The sequence below is a fragment of the Xanthobacter autotrophicus genome (assembly GCF_029991245.1).
In the GTDB taxonomy this organism is placed as follows: domain Bacteria; phylum Pseudomonadota; class Alphaproteobacteria; order Rhizobiales; family Xanthobacteraceae; genus Xanthobacter; species Xanthobacter autotrophicus_C.
The window spans coordinates 52,291-70,329 of the sequence record NZ_JAIVFO010000006.1 but is presented as its reverse complement, the minus strand read 5'-3'; the positions used below and the strand labels follow the sequence as shown (position 1 = coordinate 70,329).

Annotated in this window: 18 protein-coding genes and 1 pseudogene; 8 read left to right on the top strand and 11 right to left on the bottom strand. The window is 59.4% G+C overall.

Annotation, left to right across the window (positions count from 1 at the left end; translation table 11 throughout):
• Positions 1-251: 251 nt before the first annotated feature.
• Positions 252-1,061 (bottom strand): helix-turn-helix domain-containing protein, encoded by an 810-nt coding sequence (locus K9U41_RS02650; RefSeq protein ID WP_282639315.1) that lies wholly within the window; start codon positions 1,059-1,061, stop codon positions 252-254.
• Positions 1,062-1,295: 234 nt separating this feature from the next.
• Here K9U41_RS02650 and K9U41_RS02645 point away from each other — a divergent pair, with 234 nt between their 5' ends.
• The 7 genes from K9U41_RS02645 (at position 1,296) to K9U41_RS02615 (ending at position 7,254) form a co-directional block, all read left to right on the top strand.
• Positions 1,296-2,027 carry a maleate cis-trans isomerase family protein gene (locus K9U41_RS02645; RefSeq protein WP_282639314.1) on the top strand — a complete coding sequence of 244 codons (732 nt, stop codon included), beginning with the start codon at positions 1,296-1,298 and terminating at the stop codon, positions 2,025-2,027.
• A 49-nt stretch (positions 2,028-2,076) separates the two neighbouring features.
• Positions 2,077-3,228 (top strand): thiolase domain-containing protein, encoded by a 1,152-nt coding sequence (locus tag K9U41_RS02640; protein ID WP_282639313.1) that lies wholly within the window; start codon positions 2,077-2,079, stop codon positions 3,226-3,228.
• Positions 3,228-3,647 (top strand): Zn-ribbon domain-containing OB-fold protein, encoded by a 420-nt coding sequence (locus tag K9U41_RS02635; protein WP_282639321.1) that lies wholly within the window; start codon positions 3,228-3,230, stop codon positions 3,645-3,647. Before K9U41_RS02640 ends, K9U41_RS02635 begins: the two co-directional genes overlap by 1 nt.
• Positions 3,648-3,664: 17 nt before the next feature.
• Positions 3,665-5,050, top strand: a complete 1,386-nt coding sequence (locus K9U41_RS02630; protein WP_282639312.1) for a 3-oxoacid CoA-transferase — start codon at positions 3,665-3,667, stop codon at positions 5,048-5,050.
• Positions 5,051-5,091: 41 nt separating this feature from the next.
• Positions 5,092-5,520: an SRPBCC family protein gene (locus K9U41_RS02625; RefSeq protein WP_282639311.1), complete on the top strand. Its 429-nt coding sequence runs from the start codon at positions 5,092-5,094 to the stop codon at positions 5,518-5,520.
• A 180-nt stretch (positions 5,521-5,700) separates the two neighbouring features.
• Positions 5,701-6,591, top strand: coding sequence for an IclR family transcriptional regulator domain-containing protein (locus K9U41_RS02620; protein ID WP_282639310.1), 891 nt, complete (start codon positions 5,701-5,703; stop codon positions 6,589-6,591).
• Between the two features lie 27 nt (positions 6,592-6,618).
• Entirely contained in the window at positions 6,619-7,254 is a 636-nt protein-coding gene (locus tag K9U41_RS02615; RefSeq protein WP_282639309.1) for an NADPH-dependent F420 reductase, read from the top strand.
• Between the two features lie 103 nt (positions 7,255-7,357).
• Here the strand turns inward: K9U41_RS02615 and K9U41_RS02610 are convergent.
• From K9U41_RS02610 to K9U41_RS02575, 7 genes and pseudogenes are all read right to left on the bottom strand, one after another.
• Positions 7,358-7,495: pseudogene (locus K9U41_RS02610) on the bottom strand (IS5/IS1182 family transposase); the annotation flags it as partial.
• Positions 7,496-7,857: 362 nt separating this feature from the next.
• The gene (locus tag K9U41_RS02600; RefSeq protein ID WP_282639308.1) at positions 7,858-9,072 is read right to left on the bottom strand and encodes a multidrug effflux MFS transporter; all 1,215 of its coding nucleotides are present in this window, start codon (positions 9,070-9,072) and stop codon (positions 7,858-7,860) included.
• Between the two features lie 14 nt (positions 9,073-9,086).
• Positions 9,087-9,227: a hypothetical protein gene (locus tag K9U41_RS02595; RefSeq protein ID WP_282639307.1), complete on the bottom strand. Its 141-nt coding sequence runs from the start codon at positions 9,225-9,227 to the stop codon at positions 9,087-9,089.
• 226 nt (positions 9,228-9,453) lie between these two features.
• On the bottom strand, positions 9,454-10,263 hold the full coding sequence (locus K9U41_RS02590) for an SMP-30/gluconolactonase/LRE family protein (RefSeq protein ID WP_282639306.1): 810 nt from the start codon (positions 10,261-10,263) through the stop codon (positions 9,454-9,456).
• 56 nt (positions 10,264-10,319) lie between these two features.
• Positions 10,320-11,804 (bottom strand): bifunctional 3-(3-hydroxy-phenyl)propionate/3-hydroxycinnamic acid hydroxylase, encoded by a 1,485-nt coding sequence (locus K9U41_RS02585; RefSeq protein WP_282639305.1) that lies wholly within the window; start codon positions 11,802-11,804, stop codon positions 10,320-10,322.
• 31 nt (positions 11,805-11,835) lie between these two features.
• The gene (locus tag K9U41_RS02580) at positions 11,836-12,357 is read right to left on the bottom strand and encodes a VOC family protein (RefSeq protein WP_282639304.1); all 522 of its coding nucleotides are present in this window, start codon (positions 12,355-12,357) and stop codon (positions 11,836-11,838) included.
• Positions 12,358-12,770: 413 nt separating this feature from the next.
• Positions 12,771-14,039 carry an acyl-CoA dehydrogenase family protein gene (locus tag K9U41_RS02575; RefSeq protein ID WP_282639303.1) on the bottom strand — a complete coding sequence of 423 codons (1,269 nt, stop codon included), beginning with the start codon at positions 14,037-14,039 and terminating at the stop codon, positions 12,771-12,773.
• A 115-nt stretch (positions 14,040-14,154) separates the two neighbouring features.
• On the opposite strand from K9U41_RS02575, the gene K9U41_RS02570 reads away from it, so the two are divergent.
• Positions 14,155-14,790, top strand: coding sequence for a carboxymuconolactone decarboxylase family protein (locus K9U41_RS02570; protein ID WP_282639302.1), 636 nt, complete (start codon positions 14,155-14,157; stop codon positions 14,788-14,790).
• Between the two features lie 573 nt (positions 14,791-15,363).
• Here K9U41_RS02570 and K9U41_RS02565 read toward each other — a convergent pair.
• From K9U41_RS02565 to K9U41_RS02555, 3 genes are all read right to left on the bottom strand, one after another.
• Positions 15,364-15,843 (bottom strand): flavin reductase family protein, encoded by a 480-nt coding sequence (locus K9U41_RS02565; protein ID WP_282639301.1) that lies wholly within the window; start codon positions 15,841-15,843, stop codon positions 15,364-15,366.
• A 148-nt stretch (positions 15,844-15,991) separates the two neighbouring features.
• On the bottom strand, positions 15,992-16,591 hold the full coding sequence (locus K9U41_RS02560) for a hypothetical protein (RefSeq protein WP_282639300.1): 600 nt from the start codon (positions 16,589-16,591) through the stop codon (positions 15,992-15,994).
• On the bottom strand, positions 16,552-17,448 hold the full coding sequence (locus K9U41_RS02555) for a carbohydrate porin (protein ID WP_282639299.1): 897 nt from the start codon (positions 17,446-17,448) through the stop codon (positions 16,552-16,554). Before K9U41_RS02555 ends, K9U41_RS02560 begins: the two co-directional genes overlap by 40 nt.
• Between the last annotated feature and the right edge of the window lie 591 nt (positions 17,449-18,039).

Genomic DNA, 18,039 nt, shown 5'->3' with positions numbered 1-18,039 from the left:
TCGGCCAAACCACCTAAACCCTCAAAGGAGAAGCCCCGAAACTTGACCGCAACCTGACCCAAGACCACCATCACCCCGGGTCACTTCTCAGTGGAAATCCAGGGTCACTTCTCGCCGGAAATCAACAATCTCCATGTCCGGACGGCGGGCCCAAAACCCCCGGATGACCCGACATGGGGAGGCTAGCATTATGAGCATCCGCGACGCTTCTGGTGCATCGAATACTCCGCGGTCCCGTGAGGATGACGAAGTCACGCGAGCGGTGGGCCAGAATCACCCTTCTTCACCATGGTCGGCGGTGAATAATGCTCGAGACTGTCCTCAATTTTGGCCTGTGCGCGTTGCAGCGCCGGCAGGAACTGATTGAGGCCATCGCGCAATTCCACCGCGCGCGAGACCCAGACGATATCGATGCAGGCCAGCACGCGTCCTCCGTACCGGATCGGCACGGCAACCACCGTCGCGCGGGGATAATCGGAGCGCTGTTCGAGTGCATATCCGTTCGTAATTACCGTCTGTAGCGCGGTGCGGGTATGCTTGCGCACGCGTGCTGTCGGATCGGCACGATCACCAAATCGCTCAAGATGCGCTAGGATGAGCTCGGCCTCCTGTGACGGACAGAATGCAAGATAGGCGCGTCCGACCGCACTCGTCAGCATAGACCGCACCCGATCGTCGAATGTGCGCACGTCAATACGGTACGGGTTCTGCTGATGGGTGGAATCTCGCAGAACCATGGCGTAGTTCTCAAACGTGGCGATCTCGCACGTCCACGTCACTTCTTTTTGCAATTCGACCAGCGCCGGCATGGCAATCCACACCGCCCACGCATCATCGGTCAATCCACTTTCCAAGGCGCGCGTTGCAAGCGTCGGGCAATAGACCTTATTGCAGTCGACGGAGACGAGGCCGCAATCAACAAGAGTTTCAAGAATTCGGTAAACCGTCGGACGGGACAAGCCAAGCTTGTCGGCGACCAACTGACAAGGTGCGCCACCAGTCTCGTTCAATATTCTCAACGCGCTTAGCCCACGGGAAAGCGCACGGATTGCTTCTGTCATTTATCTCAAGCGCATTATTTTTGTAAACGATTTCAGAATCGAGATTTTCACGCCGCCTGTGGGCAAATGCTAATCCGGAGGCGGGCTCTGTGCAAGCCCGGAGCATGGACACCAGACGGACGGGCCGCCGCAACAATTGGCCAGCATCGGCGTGCCAAACTACAAGCCGCTGTACCCAAAGACTGACGATGGTGCCCGATCTGCCATCACGCGAGCTCCGGGAGAGCGCCCAAAATGAATTCTGACCCTGCGCGGGGTGGGAGCTATGACTGGCGGCTGCGACTGGGCATGCTCCTGCCCTCCAGCAATCCGGTTGCCGAGCCGGAGCTCACGCGCGTTCTGCCGGCGGGGGTTTCGCTGCTGACGACCCGGCTCAAACTGGCGGGCAGCACGCAGGAAGACCTGCTGGGGATGACCGCAGGGGTGGAGCAGGCGACGGCCCTTCTGGCGGATGCAGGGGTCGATCAACTGGTCTTTAATTGCACGGCTGTGTCGACCTTCGATCCCGCGATGGGCGAGGCGTTGCGGAAGCGCATGGAAACGGTGGCGGGGCGGCCGGCAACGAGCACCGCGGATGCGATTGTTGCAGCGTTCGAAACGTTAGGCCGGCGACGGATCGCGCTCATAACGCCGTATGTCGATGCTGTGGTTGAGCGCGAGGTTGCGTTCCTGGAGCATTACGGCCTGGAGGTGGTGTGCCGCGTCGGCTTGGGGCTTGCCGAAGGCAAGGCAATGTCGGCAGTGGAGCCGGGGGAGTGGTATCGGCGGACAATGGACAAGGCGGGCTGCGGAGCCGACCTCTATTTTCTGAGCTGCACAGCCATCCGCGTGTTCGACATCATTAATGCTCTGGAGCGTGATCTTGGTGTGCCGGTGCTGACCAGCAACCAGGCAATGATCTGGTCTTGCCTGCGCCAAGCGGGGCTTAAGGACCGCATTCCCGAGCTGGGAACATTACTTTCATAGAACACACTCTTGGATGCCTGGGATTCTATTTCGAAATGGGAAATGGTAGATGAGTATTCGAGGCAAGGCCCATATTGCAGGTGTCTACGAGCACCCGGCCCGCGATCTGCCGGATCATTCGGTTCAGCAAATCCACGCCGAATGCGCGATAGGCGCATTGGCCGACGCGGGCCTTTCGGTTCGGGACGTCGACGGCTTCTTCTCGACCGGCCAGCTTGGCTTTGGCGGTGTCTCGCTCACCGAATACCTCGGTCTCAACCCAAGCTATATCGACGGTACCTTCACCGGCGGCTCTTCTTATCTCGCCCATGTGGGGCATGCCGCGGCCGCCATCGCCGCGGGGAAGTGCCGCGTCGCGCTCATTACGCAAGGGGCCAAGGTGCGCGGGGTAATCCGCGGAGCAAAACATACGGCCGACACGCCGGAATTTCCGTTCGAGACGGTCTATGGCGAGACCAATGCGGGGATATATGCGCTTGCAGCCCGTCGCCACATGCATGAGTTCGGTACCACTGCGGAACAGCTCGCGGCCGTGAAGGTCGCGGCCTCCGAATATGCCCAGTTCAATCCCCATGCCTTGCTGCGCAAACGGGTCACGGTTGAAGACGTCGTAAACTCTCCGATGATTGCTGATCCGCTGCACCGGCTCGACTGCTGTGTGGTGACCGATGGCGGCGGTGCGATCGTCGTTGTTTCACCGGAGATCGCTCGCAGCCTGAACCGGCCTTTGGTATCGGTCCTGGGCCATGCCGAGGCGATCAAACATAGCGGCCTGGGGCCTAACGATCTCACGAGCACCGGCGCAACGGCCTCTGCGCCCCGGGCTTTGGCGGAAGCTGGTGTGGCGCTTTCGGATATCGACTACGCCTCGATCTACGACTCGTTCACGATCACCGTCATCATGACGCTGGAAGATCTCGGCTTCTGCAAAAAAGGCCAGGGTGGCGCCTTCGTGGCGTCCGGCGCGCTCGGGTTGGATGGCGTCATTCCCGTAAACACCGATGGCGGCGGCTTGTGCAACAACCACCCTGGCTACCAGGGGGGACTTGTCAAGATTGTCGAGGCGGTTCGCCAGTTGCGGGGCGAAGCGACGCCGCAGACGCAGGTGCGCGATTGCAAACTTGCGATCGCGCATGGCACTGGCGGCGGCATGTTGCGCCAGGCCAGCGTCTCCTTGGTTCTGGGAAGGAGTGATGCGTGATGGTGGACATCAAAACCCGGCTGCCAACGCCAGAGCCATTCATATCGCCGGAAACCAGGCCCTTCTGGACCGCAGCGAAGCAAGGCCGGCTCGACCTGCCTTTCTGCAAGTCCTGCAATCACCCGATCTGGTATCCCAAGGCGTTTTGCGGCGCTTGTGGCTCACTCGATGTCGAATGGCGGCAGGTTTCCGGTGAGGGCAAGATCTACAGCTATACGCAGGTTCATCGAGGTGAGGGACCCTATCGCGATGTCGAAAACTACGTTCTGGCACTGGTCGACATCGACGAAGGCGCTCGTGTCCTGACGAACATCGTCGATGCGGACCCGGCCAGCCTTACAATTGGGCAACGTGTGCGGGTTGTCTTCCACGAGGCCGGTGATGCCGCAGCGCTGCCGCGCTTCGTCCCTGCCAAGTAACAAAGGCGGACACATTCGTGCAGAAATTATTCGATAGTCCAGCAGCCGCATTGGCTGATGTCGCCGATGGCTCATCTGTCGCCATCGCCGGTTTCGGCGTCGGCCATTCCTATCCGAACAGCTTGGTCATTGCATTGCGTGACCAGGGCGCGCGGGGGCTTTGCATCGTCGCCAACTCCCTCGGGGCGGGCGGTGACTTCCGCCCCCAGATTCTCGTCCAGAACGATCAGGTCAAGCGCCTGGTCCTGTCCTTCTCTTCACGCCCCGGCCTGCCCTCGCCGGAGGAGGCGAAGGTTGCCGCGGGCGAGATTGAACTGGAACTCGTGCCTCAAGGCATCCTGGTGGAAAGGATGCGGGCGGCGGGAGCGGGCCTGCCGGCATTCTACAGCCCGGTGACCGTCGGCACGCCGTTGCAGGCAGGCAAGGAGGTCCGGTCTTTCGGCGATCGCAGCTTTGTACTGGAGCATGCCTTGCCGGTCGATGTCGCGCTGATCCGGGGATATCGCGCAGATCGGTTCGGCAATGTGGAATTCCGCGGCAGCAGCGCTCACTTTCACGCCAGCTTTGCGAAGGCGGCAAAGCTGGCCGTGGTGGAGGTCGAGGAAATTGTCGAGCCCGGCGTGATCGCCCCGGAACGCGTCGGTCTGCCTGGCATTTTCGTGTCGCGGGTGGTGCACACCACCACGACCTATCCGGCGCCGAAGGGGCTGATGGGGCGGCGCGCTGCCGACAGCAATCGCGAATATTTCGGCAAGCCGGCGCTCAGCCGCTCGGAGATGGCGCAGCGTGTGGCGGCCATGCTGCCCGATGACGCCTATGTCAATCTAGGTTCCGGCTTGCCGACGCTGGTTGCCGGGCACACCCAGGGTAAAACGATCATTCTCCACGCCGAAAATGGCGCCCTTGGATATGATCTGCTCGAAGATACGACAGACCTTGACGTCGACTTCTTCGATGCGGCGGGGAACTTCATCCGCATGCGCCCTGGCGGCGCAGTCTTCGATAGTGTCGTTTCGTTCGAGGTCGCCCGCTCTGGCCGGCTGTCAGCGATTGTGCTTGGTGCCTATCAAGTGAGCGCGCAAGGCGACCTCGCCAATTGGGCGCTGCCGGGGCAGATCGGCGGCGGCATCGGCGGCGCCATGGACCTCGCCGCATCGGGGAGCCACGTGATCGCGCTCATGGAGCATTGCGACAGCAAAGGTAACCCGAAACTTGTCCAGACCTGCTCCTGTCCGCTGACCGCGCCCGCTTGCGTCGACGTCGTCGTCACCGATCTGGCTGTGCTCGAGCGGATCGACGGCCGTTTCGTTGTCACGGCCTTGGTGGAGGGTTTCACGCGCGACGAGATCCAATCGATCACCCCGATGAAGATCGACTTTGCCGACCAGATTCGGGCGATGTGAGGAAGCGTCGCGATTCACAAATATTGAAAGAGGAGAAAGTCATGAAGGTAGTACAGAATATCAAGCTTGCGAATCCCGCCGATGAGGTGTGGAATTACGTTCGCGATTTCTATAATGCTGCGGAGTGGCAGCCACACATCAACTCGGCGGAAAAGGGCGCGAAAGAGGGCGAGCGTATCGTCCAGATGAAGCGCGGGAATACGGTGCTCGATCGTATCGCGGTGCTCGACGACGACCGCCGGATCCTCGCATATGAAATGGTGCCCGGACAGGATATCGCTCCCGGTGCGCCACGCCTCGAAGGTTTCCTCGCGACCTTCAAGGTGACCGAGGCCGGGCAGAATGCAGAGGTCGAATACAGCATCGAGGTCGAGGTTCCCGAGCCCATTCGCGAAATGGCAGAGAAGGGGATGGGCTCTGACATCGCGGGGGCGCTTGAGGGGCTGGCATCCAAATTCGGCAGGGCGTAATTTCTGTTCGAATGTCGGGCGCGCTGGGGCCGCGGCTCTGAGGCCCCAGCAATGCGTCGTGGCAATCGAGTCTATTGGCCAGAATTGGAGGCTTCACGTTATAGTATTTTGAAGTTTGATTTAAATTAAAATAAAATAAAATAAAAACGAAAATAAAATCCAGAACCGGAGGACACGCCAATGAAATACAAGAGGATCAGGTCGCTGGCGCGCGGCATTGAGGTCATTCGTTACCTCAATAGGGTCAAGGGGGCACATCCGGTTGATATCGGTAAGGAGGTTGGCTTACCCCGACCGACGGTCCATCGCATTCTCCAAGCTTTGAAGGAGTTGGATCTCGTCTACCAGGGCGCGAGCTCGAGGGAGTTTCGGCTTACTCCCGGCGTGCGGAACCTCACCGGAGGGGCGCGCAATTTCCATAATCTGCGCGCGGCCGCCAAGCCAATTATGCACGACCTCACCACGGAAGTAATCTGGCCTTCCGGCTTGGCCGTGTTCCATGACGACGCGATGTTGATCGTTGAATCGACTGATCATCTCAGCCCTATGCCTACGGAAGTCGGGATGATCGGGCAGTCATTCCCCTTGCTCCTGTGCTCCCTCGGGCAAGCCTATATAAGCCATTGCCCGGAAACCCAGCGCGACGGGATCATCGCGAGACTGCACAAGGATGCGGCGGGCAATGACGGACCGGCTTTCAGTCTGGACGCGCTGAATCGCATGATCGAGGCAGGCAACCGCAACGGCTATAGCATATTTGGCGAAATGCCGCCAGGACGTTGCATGAGTATTGCCGTCCCGCTGCATGTAGATGGGGTCCTTATCGCGGCCATGAATATTGTCTGGGAGGTCGCAGATTTGACCTTCGAGCAGGGGCAGAAACAACTGAGCGGCCCATTGCTGCGGGCCCGCGATCGGATCGAGTCCAAATTGTCCCAATCGGCGTGCGCGAGCCTTGCCTCGCGTGATGTGGATGCGGCGCGGTCATATGCAACGATGTCCACTCAAAGCGGATGGGCAAGTCCTTCTCTTCTGCCAAGGCTGAATGTCCAAGAAGTTTCGGCAATCTGATTTTCAACCACGAGATGGAGAATTTCCTTGAAGACACTTGGTTTCCTTGGTGCCGGCCGGCTCACCCAGATGCTGGCGCCAAAAGTCGCGAAGGCTGGCTGGAAGGTGGTTCTCTCGAATTCGCGGGGGCCCGAGACGCTGCGGGATCTCGTCCAGAGCATCGAAGGCGACGTCAGCGCCGCCTCGCCAGCCGACATGGCGGCGCAGGCGGACATCGTCGTCCTCGCCATTCGCTGGCCGCAGATCGCCGAGGCGACTTCGGGCCTCCCGTGGAGCGGGAAGGTCGTGATCGACGCGACAAATAATCGCCTCGGGCCGAAGCCGGAAGACGTGATCGACATCGGAAATGTATTGTCGAGCGAAGTGGTCGCAGGGTGCGTGCCGGGCGCACGTCTTGTCAAGGCGTTCAACCATGAACCGATCCCGGTATTCGCCCAAACGCTGCCGCCCCAGGGCGACGCCAAAGTTCTGTTCCTTGCAGGTTCTGATGTGGAGGCCAACGCACGCGTGGCGGAATTGATGCGCAATCTGGGTGCCGAGCCCATCGACCTCGGTCCCATCGACAAAGGCGGCAAGCTGATCGCGATGGGCGGTGCATTGGCGAATAAATTCAAATTGTTTTCGCCGGACGAGGCGAAGGCGGCGATCGAAGCAGCAAGTTGATTGCAACGGGCTGGTGAAGATGGAGGTCGGGCGGTGGGCGAGCCTCATGCTCGCTCGCCGCTTACTTGATCTCAGAGCCCATCCCGGAAGTTTTAATTCCAGGTCATGGGCTTGTGGCCGGGCGCCTCAACATGAGTCGGATCATGGCGTGGCGGACGAAGGCGGCGGCTTTGCGGGCATGGCGCTCATAGTCCCTGGCGAGGCGGCGGAACTGGTTGATCCAGCCGAAGGTCCGTTCCACATGCGCTGATCGCGATCCCGCTCGGGAGCGAACACCAGAGAGGCTGCCGGGTGGGCGGAATGCGCACAAAATGAGCGTGTCCCCATCGAGCCGGAAATTTCGATCGTGGTCGAGCGCACCTTCGCCTGGATCAACCAGTTCCGCCGCCTCGCCATCCGCTACGAACGCCACGCCGACCTCTATCGCGCCTTCTTCGTCCTCGCCGCCAAAATCAGACGCCACCGGCGTCGCCGACGGCATAGGTGCGAGTCTCCTCTATCCTTTCCTGCTGGCGGTCGGATTCCATCTGGGTCAGCGTCGTCTACGCCGACAAGCTCGGGTGACGGTCCCCGCCGCGATGATCCTGGCGCTGTTTGTGTCGATCAGGATGCGTCCTCCCTTCCCGGCAAGAGGTGCGCGACCTTCGGGAAGGCGAAGAAAGACATCAGGCACGCGGAGAGACCGCACGCGGCAATGGTGGCAAGCATCGGCAATGCCGTTCCGTTGGCTGTGAGGCTTACGACCAGAGAGGCAAGGGTGCCCGCTCCGAACTGGACCGCACCCATGAGCGCGGCCGCGGTGCCCGATACAGCGCCGAACGATTCCAGAGCCATCACGCTGGTCAGCGGCATTACGAAAGCGGAGGACGCAATGGCGATGAACAACAGGACCGCGAACGGGGCAAGCGGGACGCCGCCATTCAGCTCAAGAGCGACCAGGAGAACGGCCACCGCCGCATAGACGGCCAGCGCCGCCCGCACGATCGACTCTGGTCGGAAACGCCCCAACAGCCGGGGAGCCACCTGCGCGCCTATCACCAGGCCGATGGCGTTGACGGCAAAGAGCGTGCTGTAGGCAGCAGGCGTCAGCCCATAAATGGAGATGAAAATGAAAGAGGAACTGGCCAGGTAGGCGAAGAACCCGGCCATCGCCAGTGCCGTCGTCGCGACGTAGGGAATAAAGCGCCTGCTCACGATGAGTTGCAAATAGGCGTGGATGGCGTGGAGCGGACGGCTCACGGCCCGAAGCTCCGGCATGCGGGTCTCCGGCAACGCGGCGACGACAAGGATCATGCAAGCGATGGCGATCAGCGCCAGGACCGCAAAGATTGTCCGCCACGGCGCAACGGCGATGATGGCGGCGCCCAGGAGCGGAGCGACGACCGGCGCAACGCCCTGCACGATCATGATCAATGCAATCAGACCGACAGCGGCCCGTCCCTGGTAGAGATCGCGCACGACGGCAAGGCTGATCACCATCCCGATCGAGCCGCCGAGCCCCTGGATAAAACGCCATGCGGCCAATTGCCCGGCCGTCCCGGCAATGGTGCATCCGATCGCGCCGGCGATGAACAACGTGAGGCCGATATAGATCGTCGTCTTGCGGCCGATGCGGTCCGATAGCGGACCGTAGAAGAGCTGCCCGAGCATGAGGCCGGCGAAGCAGGCCATCAGGCTGAATTGCACGTCGCGTTCGCCGACATTCAGGTCCGCCGCGATCTGTGGCAGGCCAGGCAGGTACATGTCGATAGACAATGGGCCTAAGGCGCCAAGAGAACCCAGGATAGGGGCGATGCGCCGGGATGAGATTTGCAGCATGATGACAGCCTGGGTCAGTTCGTGTCGAGGAAGCGCTTCGCCCGGTCGGTGCTGACGAAGCGCGGCCGCGTGCCGTCCACCATCTCCGGCGTGCGGGCATCGAACGCGCCGTTCCGGCCGCCGCCCAAGCGGATCAGTGAGTCGATGCCGCTCACAACCTAGCCGTTATGCCGACCGCCGTAGACTGTGGTGTTCGGCCGCAACGACAGCTCAGCGCCTGTCGCCAAGTTCGGCCGGTATATTGAGTTGTTCCGATCATGCATGAATCGTTGTCAAATCCACAGAAATATAATCAAGCATCACCGATATTATTCACTAAAATCCATATATTATTTATTCATAAATTTTATACATAATATATCCAAATCCGGATGTGGATTGTCAAATAGGATACGACGCGGGTGCTCCCGCGACAGTGCTGCGAAATATCAAAACATGGTCAAGGCGAATAGATCCGACGAATACGGTTTTTCGATCATTGCCGCCGAATGCTATACTGGCCGGGAAATTGACGAGATTTGCTTCGGGATCCTCAAACAGGCAGCGTGCGGCTCCGTCCCGATCAATCCGGTGGATCCCGTTGCGGGTCACCTCGGTCACCCATAACCCTCCCTCGACGTCGAAAGCCAATCCGTCGACGATGGCGCCAGGAAACAGCGGTTCAGGGCCGAACGGCTCGGGCTTCCCGAGCGTACCGTCCGACCGTATGGGCAGCCGAAGCACGCGCCCCAGCGCCGATTCCGCGAGATACACCCATTGCATGCCAGGGTCGATGCGGATCTCGTTGGCGAAGCAGAATCCTGTCGCCATCAGGCGCGGACCTGAAGGTGTGAGCTTGAGCATATAGCCGTCCGGGACGGCGGATTCGATCGCACGTGAACGGGGAATGACACGGGTCGATACGGTGATCCACAGCCCTCCAGCTGGATCGAAATGCACAAAATTTACCGCTCCGAGTTTCTCCCCCTCAAATTGGTCAAGCACCAGCTCGGCGGTGCCGTCGGGCCGGAGTCTGTGAATGGTGCCAGTATCAATCCCAGCCAGGATCAGTGATCCGTCCCGATCCCGCGCCACCCCGTTGGTCGGGCCGCCGGGACAGGGCAGGTGGTCGCAGCTTCCATCGGGGCCAATCCGCGTGATGCCGCCGCGATCGTCCGATACCGCCAGCGCACCGTCAGGCAGCACCAGCACGCATTCCGGGCGGCGCAAGGCGTTCCCGGCACGGCCGGCAGGAATAAGCGCGCCCGTTATTGCACACCTCCGCCCGCCGCCAACGGGATCGTCCTTGTGACCTCATCAAGCTCGATCGCCGATCGCGCTGTCCCCAGGATATAGTGATCGGGCCGGATGATGACCGCTTGGGCGCCGATGGACTCCAAATATCCGGTTGCTTCGCCTTCCAGCAAAGCTGCATCGGCCTGTTGCCAGCGCATCCGGGTCTCGTCTGTCACCTGACCGAGCAGCCCAGGCCGGGAAAGCACGACAAATCGCAATCCCGTCTTGTCGTCCAGCAATTGCCCATCCCTGAGCCGGGGTTGCGGCGCCAGAGTGCCCGCCAGGGAGTCGGCCGAAGATTCGCCGCTGCCGCCGAGCCGAGGCCTGATTGGCGTAAGGATTTGCGGCTGGGCGCGCAGCATCGCGTCCCGCGCGCGCGCGCGCTCGCGGTCGGTTTCCTGGATGATCGCGCCGATCCGGTTGGCCTCGGTGATGTAATGGGCCACATGCGGCCGCAATTCGGCTTGGAAAGTGTCCAGTATCGACGCTGTGCTGCGCCCATCCAGCACCCATGCGAGCTTCCATGCTAGGTTCGCCGCGTCGCGCAGCCCGGCGCACAAGCCTTGTCCGAGGAAAGGCGGCGTCTGGTGCGCCGCATCGCCGGCGATCATCACGCGACCATTGCGCCAGCGCGTGGCGATCGCGGAGTTGAAAGTATATACGGTCGCACGCTCGAGCTCGGCATCGCCCGGCGCCACCCAAGGCCGCAGCAATGAATGCACGTGGTCCGGCTCGGCGAAGGTCGTCGGATCGTCGCCGGGCCGCAGCATGACCTCCCAGCGGCGCCGACGTCCCACCCCCTCGATATAGGTGAACGGGCGCACGGGATCGCAATATTGCACAGTCCCTTCCGGCAGCTCGGGCGCGCCGGGATGCAGGATGAGATCGGCAACCAGCCATTGTTCGGGAGGCGCAAGAACCTCCAGTTCCGCACCGAGCATCTGCCGCACGCTCGAGCGCGCGCCGTCGCAACCGACGACGAAATCCGCGGTAAAGGTTGTTGCGCCGTCCGGCCCCATCGCCTCGATGGTCACGGCGCTATCGTCCTGCACAATCGCGGTGGCGCGCCAGCCGAGCTGGAGGGTGATCAACGGGGATGAGACGGCGCGCTCGCGCAGCGCCGCCTCCAGATCCGGCTGGTGGAAGCGGTTGCTGTCGCGCCAGCCATGCGGGCCCGGCAGAATCGACCGGGGCCAGTCGATCAGCAGCGCGCCTTCGGCATCCTCGAAGCGCATGCGGGGGTAGGTGCCCAGCCCTTCGGCAAGCATCTCGCCAACGCCCGCCGATTGAAGGATGCGCACCGCCTCACCATCGAGATGGGTCGCCCGCGGCCGCGGGTAAGCCTCCGCGTAAGGGTCCACCACCAGGACCCGCCGCGACTGGCGTTCCAGCAGGTTCGCCAGCGTTGCGCCGACGGGGCCGTAACCGATAATGGCAACGTCGAAATGATCGGTCATCTTGCGTCCCAAACCACCCGAGGAAAGCAGCTCACAGCGGCGTAATGGACCGGGCGACCGTTTCGCTCCATTTGGAGAGCGGCGTGAAGCCCGGTGCGTTTCGGCAGAGGGCTTCCGTCCGGGAATAGATCTCCTCTTCGGGATCGAGAAGGTCGATCGTCGTCCGGTGCGGCTGAGTGATGTACCACGGCGTATCGACATAGGCTTCGACCCGGTTGCCGTCTGGATCGGGGAAGTAGACCGACCAAGCAATCCCGTGCGTCAGCGGCTCGAGATTGGGAACACCATCCTCGACGAGGCACTTGTACACACGCTGCAACTCGGGGAGCGTCTTTAGGCGGAAGGAAAGCTGGTTCACGAGATGCTGCTCGCTTTCGGGCCGGCCGGTGACCAGGACGAGCTGATGATGGGAGGTCGGATCGGCCGTCAGGAACACGATAGATCGCTTTTCGTTGCGTTCCATGTCCGTGATCGTGAACCCGAACATGCGCTGGTAGAATGCCAGCATGCGATCGAAATCCGTGACATAGAGGCCCACGTGACCAATTTCCATTGAGACTCCTCCTGATGCTCGGCCCGGCGTGCCCGATTGGACGCCTTGGCACGTTGATCAACGCTAGATGGGCGGTTCGATTCGTAAAACGCGTTTGGCTCTGTCGTCCGTTCAGTGACCTTTTGAATATTCCAGATAAAAATCCTGGCTTAACAATGTAAAAATACGTATTAGTGAAGATGATATGGTAAAGTAACTCGTTGATTTTGAACGTCGCCTTGGGCTGAGCGGGACCAGTAGCCACACCTAAAAAAGATCGCAAATCAAACGGTCAGATATATTGAAATGGAAATTTCAAAATAGTAGGCGGGATGGACGCTGAAATATCCCGTTTCCACTCGTCTTTCCTCGACAGAACGACCCCCCAAGGGGGGATCGCCGGTCGCCGTGGATTGTAGGAGAGCCCCGTCGCCTCACCCCGCGCGGATGGCGGTCCGCTCACTGAGCGTACGGCTTGCAAGCTGAGCGGCGGTGCGCTCGTAAGCAAGGCCAGGGTTCGTGCGGGCCATCGACATGTCGCGGAAATAGCGCTGCAGTCGGCTCCCATTCTTCGCCGCCATGCTGGTGCCGACTGAAGTGTAGAGAAGATCCACCACATCGCCCGACAGGCGCGCGGCATGTTGCAGCCCCGCCTGGATTCGCATGTCGTCCACCTCGGTATAAGCGCTGGGATCAAGAAGGCCAGCCTCGCAATAATCCAGATAGGATTGGGCGCCCGAGATGACCGCATTCCTCGCTGTCTCGAGCATCCCGAGGGCGAGGCCGTAAGGCCTCAGGAAATCCTGCACGCCCCCCCCGACACCGGGCGGGCCTGCGGGAGCCGCCATTTTCAACTTCATGATCCGCTCGAATTCATCGAGTGCGGCAAAGCCGAGCCCGACGAGGATCGAGGTAATCTCGGTCTGGAAAAATCCGAACATCCGGCCGGAATACATCGGGTTATTATGGATATGGTAGCCTTCGGTACCGCCATCGATATTCAGCGCAAAAAAATTCTGACGAACCAGCAGGGGCTTCGGCACCAGCGCATTGGTGATCTCGATGCTGTTGGAGCCGCTGGCAGCAAGACCGATATAGCCGCGCCAGTTGTCGAGCATCGTCCATTGGGAGCGCGGCACTGCAACCACGCCCAACGCGGGGGGCAGCGAGGGATCTTCGCTCACGATCCGGACGCCGACCATCGCATAATTGCTGTGAGGCGAGCCCGAGCAGTAGTCCCACACCCCGTTGATGATCCAGCCCTCGTCGGTCTCCGTGGCAGTGCCGGTGGGCATGCCCCGCGCAGACGCCGCAAACTCCCCATCGGAACCAAACAGGATGTCCTGTCCCTCTTGGGAGAAGATCGCGGCGGCATTCAGCGCATGAGCCGAGGCAAGACACAGGCCCCAACCCGTTCCCGGACAGCCCCTCGCGATCTCCATGATGACGCGGGCGAACACCGTCAGATCGAACTCGTACCCCCCGTACATTTTAGGCTGAAGGATCCGATAGAAGCCAGCCTTACGGAAGCGTTCGTGCATTTCGAGAGAATAGGTTCCGCGTGCCTCGCTATTGGCCTGGTCTTCCAGCAGCAGCGGCCGCAGCTCGATGGCACGGCGGATGATCTCGGTCGGGGTAAGCCCCGGTTCGGGCTGCGGCAGATAGGCCGCGTCGATGCGAAAAGGTTTTGTCTGGGTGTCCACGGCTTTACCTCGTTAGGTCTGCTGCGTAAGCCGTTTTCGTTCGAGACCGGGGGCCAAACAAGCTTACCTCGCCACTCGTCCGCCTTACGTACATCTGCCGGGCACGATCGCATTCATGACTCCGCGTCACGCCGAAGCGAACTATCATGCGATATCGGACGGATGGGAGAAGGATATGCATCAGGATACTGAACCGCGTATATCGTCGGTGGATTTGACGATGATGACTCCTGAGCAGCAGTCAGCCGTCGATGCCTTTAATTCTGGTCCTCGGGGATCGATCCGGGGCCCTTTCTCTGTTTTGCTCAACAGCCCGGGCGCATTCAACGCAACGCAAGCGCTTGGTGCCTATTTGCGATTCCAAAGCGGGATACCTGCGAATCTGCGAGAATTGGCGATCCTGATAACTGCGCGACACTGGCGACAGGAGTATGAGTGGCGCATTCACTCTGTTCTTGCTCGAGAAGCTGGCGTCAGCGAGCGGGCGATCACGTTACTTGCTGCGGGCCGAGAAGCCGAAGGCCTTTCGCCCGACGAAATGATCGTATTCGCCTTTTGCCGCCAGCTACACCGCGCAAACGATGTTGATGATGCAATATTTGCGGATGTCGAGCGATTGCTGGGGCCGGCAGGCGTGATCGATCTCTGCGCAGTATGCGGCTATTACGCCCTGCTCGCGATGGTCATGAATGTCTCGCGCAACCCCACCCCCGTCGCTCCCTCTCCATTCAACGTCCTGGGGGGCACTTAATTCGGGCGATGTTATCTCGAGCCGGACGTCCCGAAGTGCTTACCGTGTGCCGGCGTGGTACAAGCAACTGAGAGCCAAATGCAGTCGGCGCGGCCTGTACATGCCTTCGATCTATCCGAACAGGTCGGGTCGCGCCCCGGTTCTGATGGCATGGAGGCGATTGTGGACATGGAGGCGATTGTGGACTTGCTCGTATTCAGGGCGAGTCCAAGAGCTTCTCCATGAGGCGCTTTGCGCCCGGCAATTCCCCAGCTTCATGAAGGGGTCAAGGCCCTTTGTGATGACGGCCGCGCCGAAGGATTCGACGGCGTACGGCATGCGCTGACCTGCATGATGGATCAGCCCGAGTGCCTGCTTGAGGTGCCCGGGGAGGACGTTGACGATCCAGCCAACGGTCTCCCAGGAGGCCGCGAACGGAAATGCCCGATACCTATCCAAACGGCGGCCATCAACGGCCCGCGGACGCGGAATAGCGCTTTCCCAATTCCGCGGGGAGCGGAATTCAGCTCGTCGCGTTGATCCAACGGCCTCGAACTCAAGCGAAATGATCGAACGCGACAACTGACCCCGCATTCACGCAACCGTGCTGTATCGTCCATCCGAATAAATGAGTGGCATCACCGGATGACCAATAATGAGATCAACAGCTTCCCCGACAATAATCGAATGAGTACCATGCTCAAAAATACCCGCACGCCGGCAAAATATAGCCGCCTGCGATTCTTTCAGATATGGCACAGTCCCATCAAAGCTCCAACTTCCCGTAGAAAAACGCTCAGAATGAGGCAGTTTACCACCAAATACGGCGGAGATATCCTCCTGGCCATGTCGCAAAATGTTGACGCAAAAATGGTCGGTTGATGTGATCACGTCATGGAAGCCGGCAGACTTGTTAACGCAAACTAGCAACGACGGCGGATCCATCGACAGTGACGTGACCGCAGAGGCTGTCATGCCGAAATTTTCGCCTTCCTGACAGGTTGTGATTACGCTGACTGTGGCGGCCATCCTGCGCATGGCCTGGCGGAACTGATCGCGAATTTCCTGCTTCATCTCTCAACCCTCGCTAGATGGTCGGCCATGAACGAAAGTATTGGATAACCTGATTTCCAATGTCTGATATTTACTACGTGCACATCAAGACATACTAGAGACGACGTGTTTGGCGCATGTAGGATATTGGAATATTTCGCTATCCATATCAAAAAAACATGCCACCAGAATTCAGGCCCAGGGCCTTGCCAATGTCGACGGTCACCCTCATTCCAAGAAACCATCCATCTTTCGGCCGTTCCGCGGTTGGGATATACGACGAATCCTGATTGATAAAATACTCCGCGAAGGCCTGGCCGATCGTAAAATCGGAGATGGGGAATCGCAGAGTTATAGTTGGTGAAAACATATTTTGAGGAGTGGAGACGTTCAGTCCTCCCAGCGCTACTCTCATTTGTTGTTCATACTGGGCCTGCCGATCCCCAATATATACATAATGAAGTCCAACACCGAACATCCAGAACGGCTGCCGAGGCACGAAATTTGAAATCTCAATCCCACCAATCGCTTCCACAGGGTAAGCAACTCCCGCCCCTGGGGTTACGAATAGAGCGCCGTACAACGCAACATTCTCCGCGAAAGGGTTTCCCAACGCGCCAACTTCGCTCCAGATCACCTTACGGAACTGACCAAATACTCCAGCAACCCCCTCATCGTGAACAAGGGCTGTCCCCCAGGGCTTGAGGACATGGGACGTAAAATCTGTATTTAGCAAAGGGTCGTTGTAGTCTGCGGAATTATAGAACATTCCGAGTTCATATTTACTGGCTTCTCCTCATCTAAAAACGTTGTTTCATGGACATAATTCGCTAGAGCGATGTATCCGATTGCCTGATCCGTTGAAAAGTACCATCCATTCGTCTTCTGAAAAACATACAGGTCGTTTTCATATAGTCCAACTTGCACCGTGTCATGCGGATTAAGCCGATAGGCCGCTCTTCCACCCCAAACCTGCGCATCGGGCCCAGGAAAAAAAGCATTACGAGCCTGCGTTCCGTTGAAACAGAGGCCGCAGAAGGTCGGCATCATGAAATCGAAGATGGGGTTCATTCGCCCCAGCTCGACGGTGAGTCGGCCATCCATAAAGGTGCTTTCAATCGAAAGACGGCTGAGCATGGTCGAGTCGTAGCCGCCAGCCCCTGGAAAAAAATAACTATTGCTAAATACGACGAAATCGAAGGCATTCTGTGAAGTGAGGTATTGCGTCAGATCAAATTTCAATTTTGTGTTCGGTATCCCCATAATTTTTTCAAGATCAAGACCGACGTGGTATTTAATATCACTAGAATTCATCGTAGAATTTGGAATGCGGCCCGTCTGGTACTGATAAAGGAAGAAGTCGTTGAACAGGATACCGAGTTCAATTCCGTTCGATTTCAAATACTTCCCGATGCCGGATAGTGGCCCGGTTGGCTCGCTCGACGGCGGCGGCGGAGCCTGAAGAATCGTTGCTCCCTGTAAGATGAGCGAATCTGAATCGGCTTGATTGTCCTCCCACGAGGGCCAATTGGCGTTCGGCTTATTCCCATCCTCTGTAGCTATCGCCGGGAGTGCGTGAAGCGACAGGCTCGTCGCAATGCAGATCGCGAGATTGCGGTAGTTCATATACCCTCCCCCCGGAACTATTTGTCCCGATTTATTGATCTATTTGTGCTTTGGTCGCGTTCCTTTGGAGCGCGACCAAAGTCTAAAATAGCGGGGGTATCGCGCAATCGGGCCGCGCGTTTCGTCCGGCACGTGAACGAGCGGGCATATGGAGCCGTTGGGCCCGGCGCCCTCCTCACCATTCGATCCCAACTTTCAAGCGCTGGGTGAATGAGGCGTTGTTATTTTCCAGCAGCATGAACTTCGAGGATCGATGGCAATCCTCGATAAAAGGGCGAAGGCGCCTGCCCATCAGCGGGATGCGCCTCTCGGAACCCCGCCATGGCGTTAATGCGTAGGGCGGCGTTCACCAGCCGAGGGTGAAGCTTGGAACTCAAGTTCCCCGTCGTGCTGACGATACGGAGCGAACCCCCTCTCTATTGCTGACTCACCGCAGAGTTGTAGTGCTTCCGGGGGGGGGGCAGGGCCGAACTATGCTGGCATTTGTGTGGATGTCCATCCGGGAGCGGGTGAGGCAAAGGTGGCTTCGCGACCCCAGCCTGACATCCTGCTCCGGATGAATAATTTATTGTGGCCTCGACATCGCACGCC

Coding starts and splice junctions, on each gene's coding strand:
- K9U41_RS02555 (WP_282639299.1), bottom strand. CDS start 17,448: ATGAACTACCGCAATCTCGCGATCTGCATTGCGACGAGCCTGTCGCTT.
- K9U41_RS02640 (WP_282639313.1), top strand. CDS start 2,077: ATGAGTATTCGAGGCAAGGCCCATATTGCAGGTGTCTACGAGCACCCG.
- K9U41_RS02585 (WP_282639305.1), bottom strand. CDS start 11,804: ATGACCGATCATTTCGACGTTGCCATTATCGGTTACGGCCCCGTCGGC.
- K9U41_RS02560 (WP_282639300.1), bottom strand. CDS start 16,591: ATGTTCTATAATTCCGCAGACTACAACGACCCTTTGCTAAATACAGAT.
- K9U41_RS02620 (WP_282639310.1), top strand. CDS start 5,701: ATGAAATACAAGAGGATCAGGTCGCTGGCGCGCGGCATTGAGGTCATT.
- K9U41_RS02600 (WP_282639308.1), bottom strand. CDS start 9,072: ATGCTGCAAATCTCATCCCGGCGCATCGCCCCTATCCTGGGTTCTCTT.
- K9U41_RS02650 (WP_282639315.1), bottom strand. CDS start 1,061: ATGACAGAAGCAATCCGTGCGCTTTCCCGTGGGCTAAGCGCGTTGAGA.
- K9U41_RS02565 (WP_282639301.1), bottom strand. CDS start 15,843: ATGAAGCAGGAAATTCGCGATCAGTTCCGCCAGGCCATGCGCAGGATG.
- K9U41_RS02625 (WP_282639311.1), top strand. CDS start 5,092: ATGAAGGTAGTACAGAATATCAAGCTTGCGAATCCCGCCGATGAGGTG.
- K9U41_RS02645 (WP_282639314.1), top strand. CDS start 1,296: ATGAATTCTGACCCTGCGCGGGGTGGGAGCTATGACTGGCGGCTGCGA.
- K9U41_RS02580 (WP_282639304.1), bottom strand. CDS start 12,357: ATGGAAATTGGTCACGTGGGCCTCTATGTCACGGATTTCGATCGCATG.
- K9U41_RS02635 (WP_282639321.1), top strand. CDS start 3,228: ATGGTGGACATCAAAACCCGGCTGCCAACGCCAGAGCCATTCATATCG.
- K9U41_RS02570 (WP_282639302.1), top strand. CDS start 14,155: ATGACTCCGCGTCACGCCGAAGCGAACTATCATGCGATATCGGACGGA.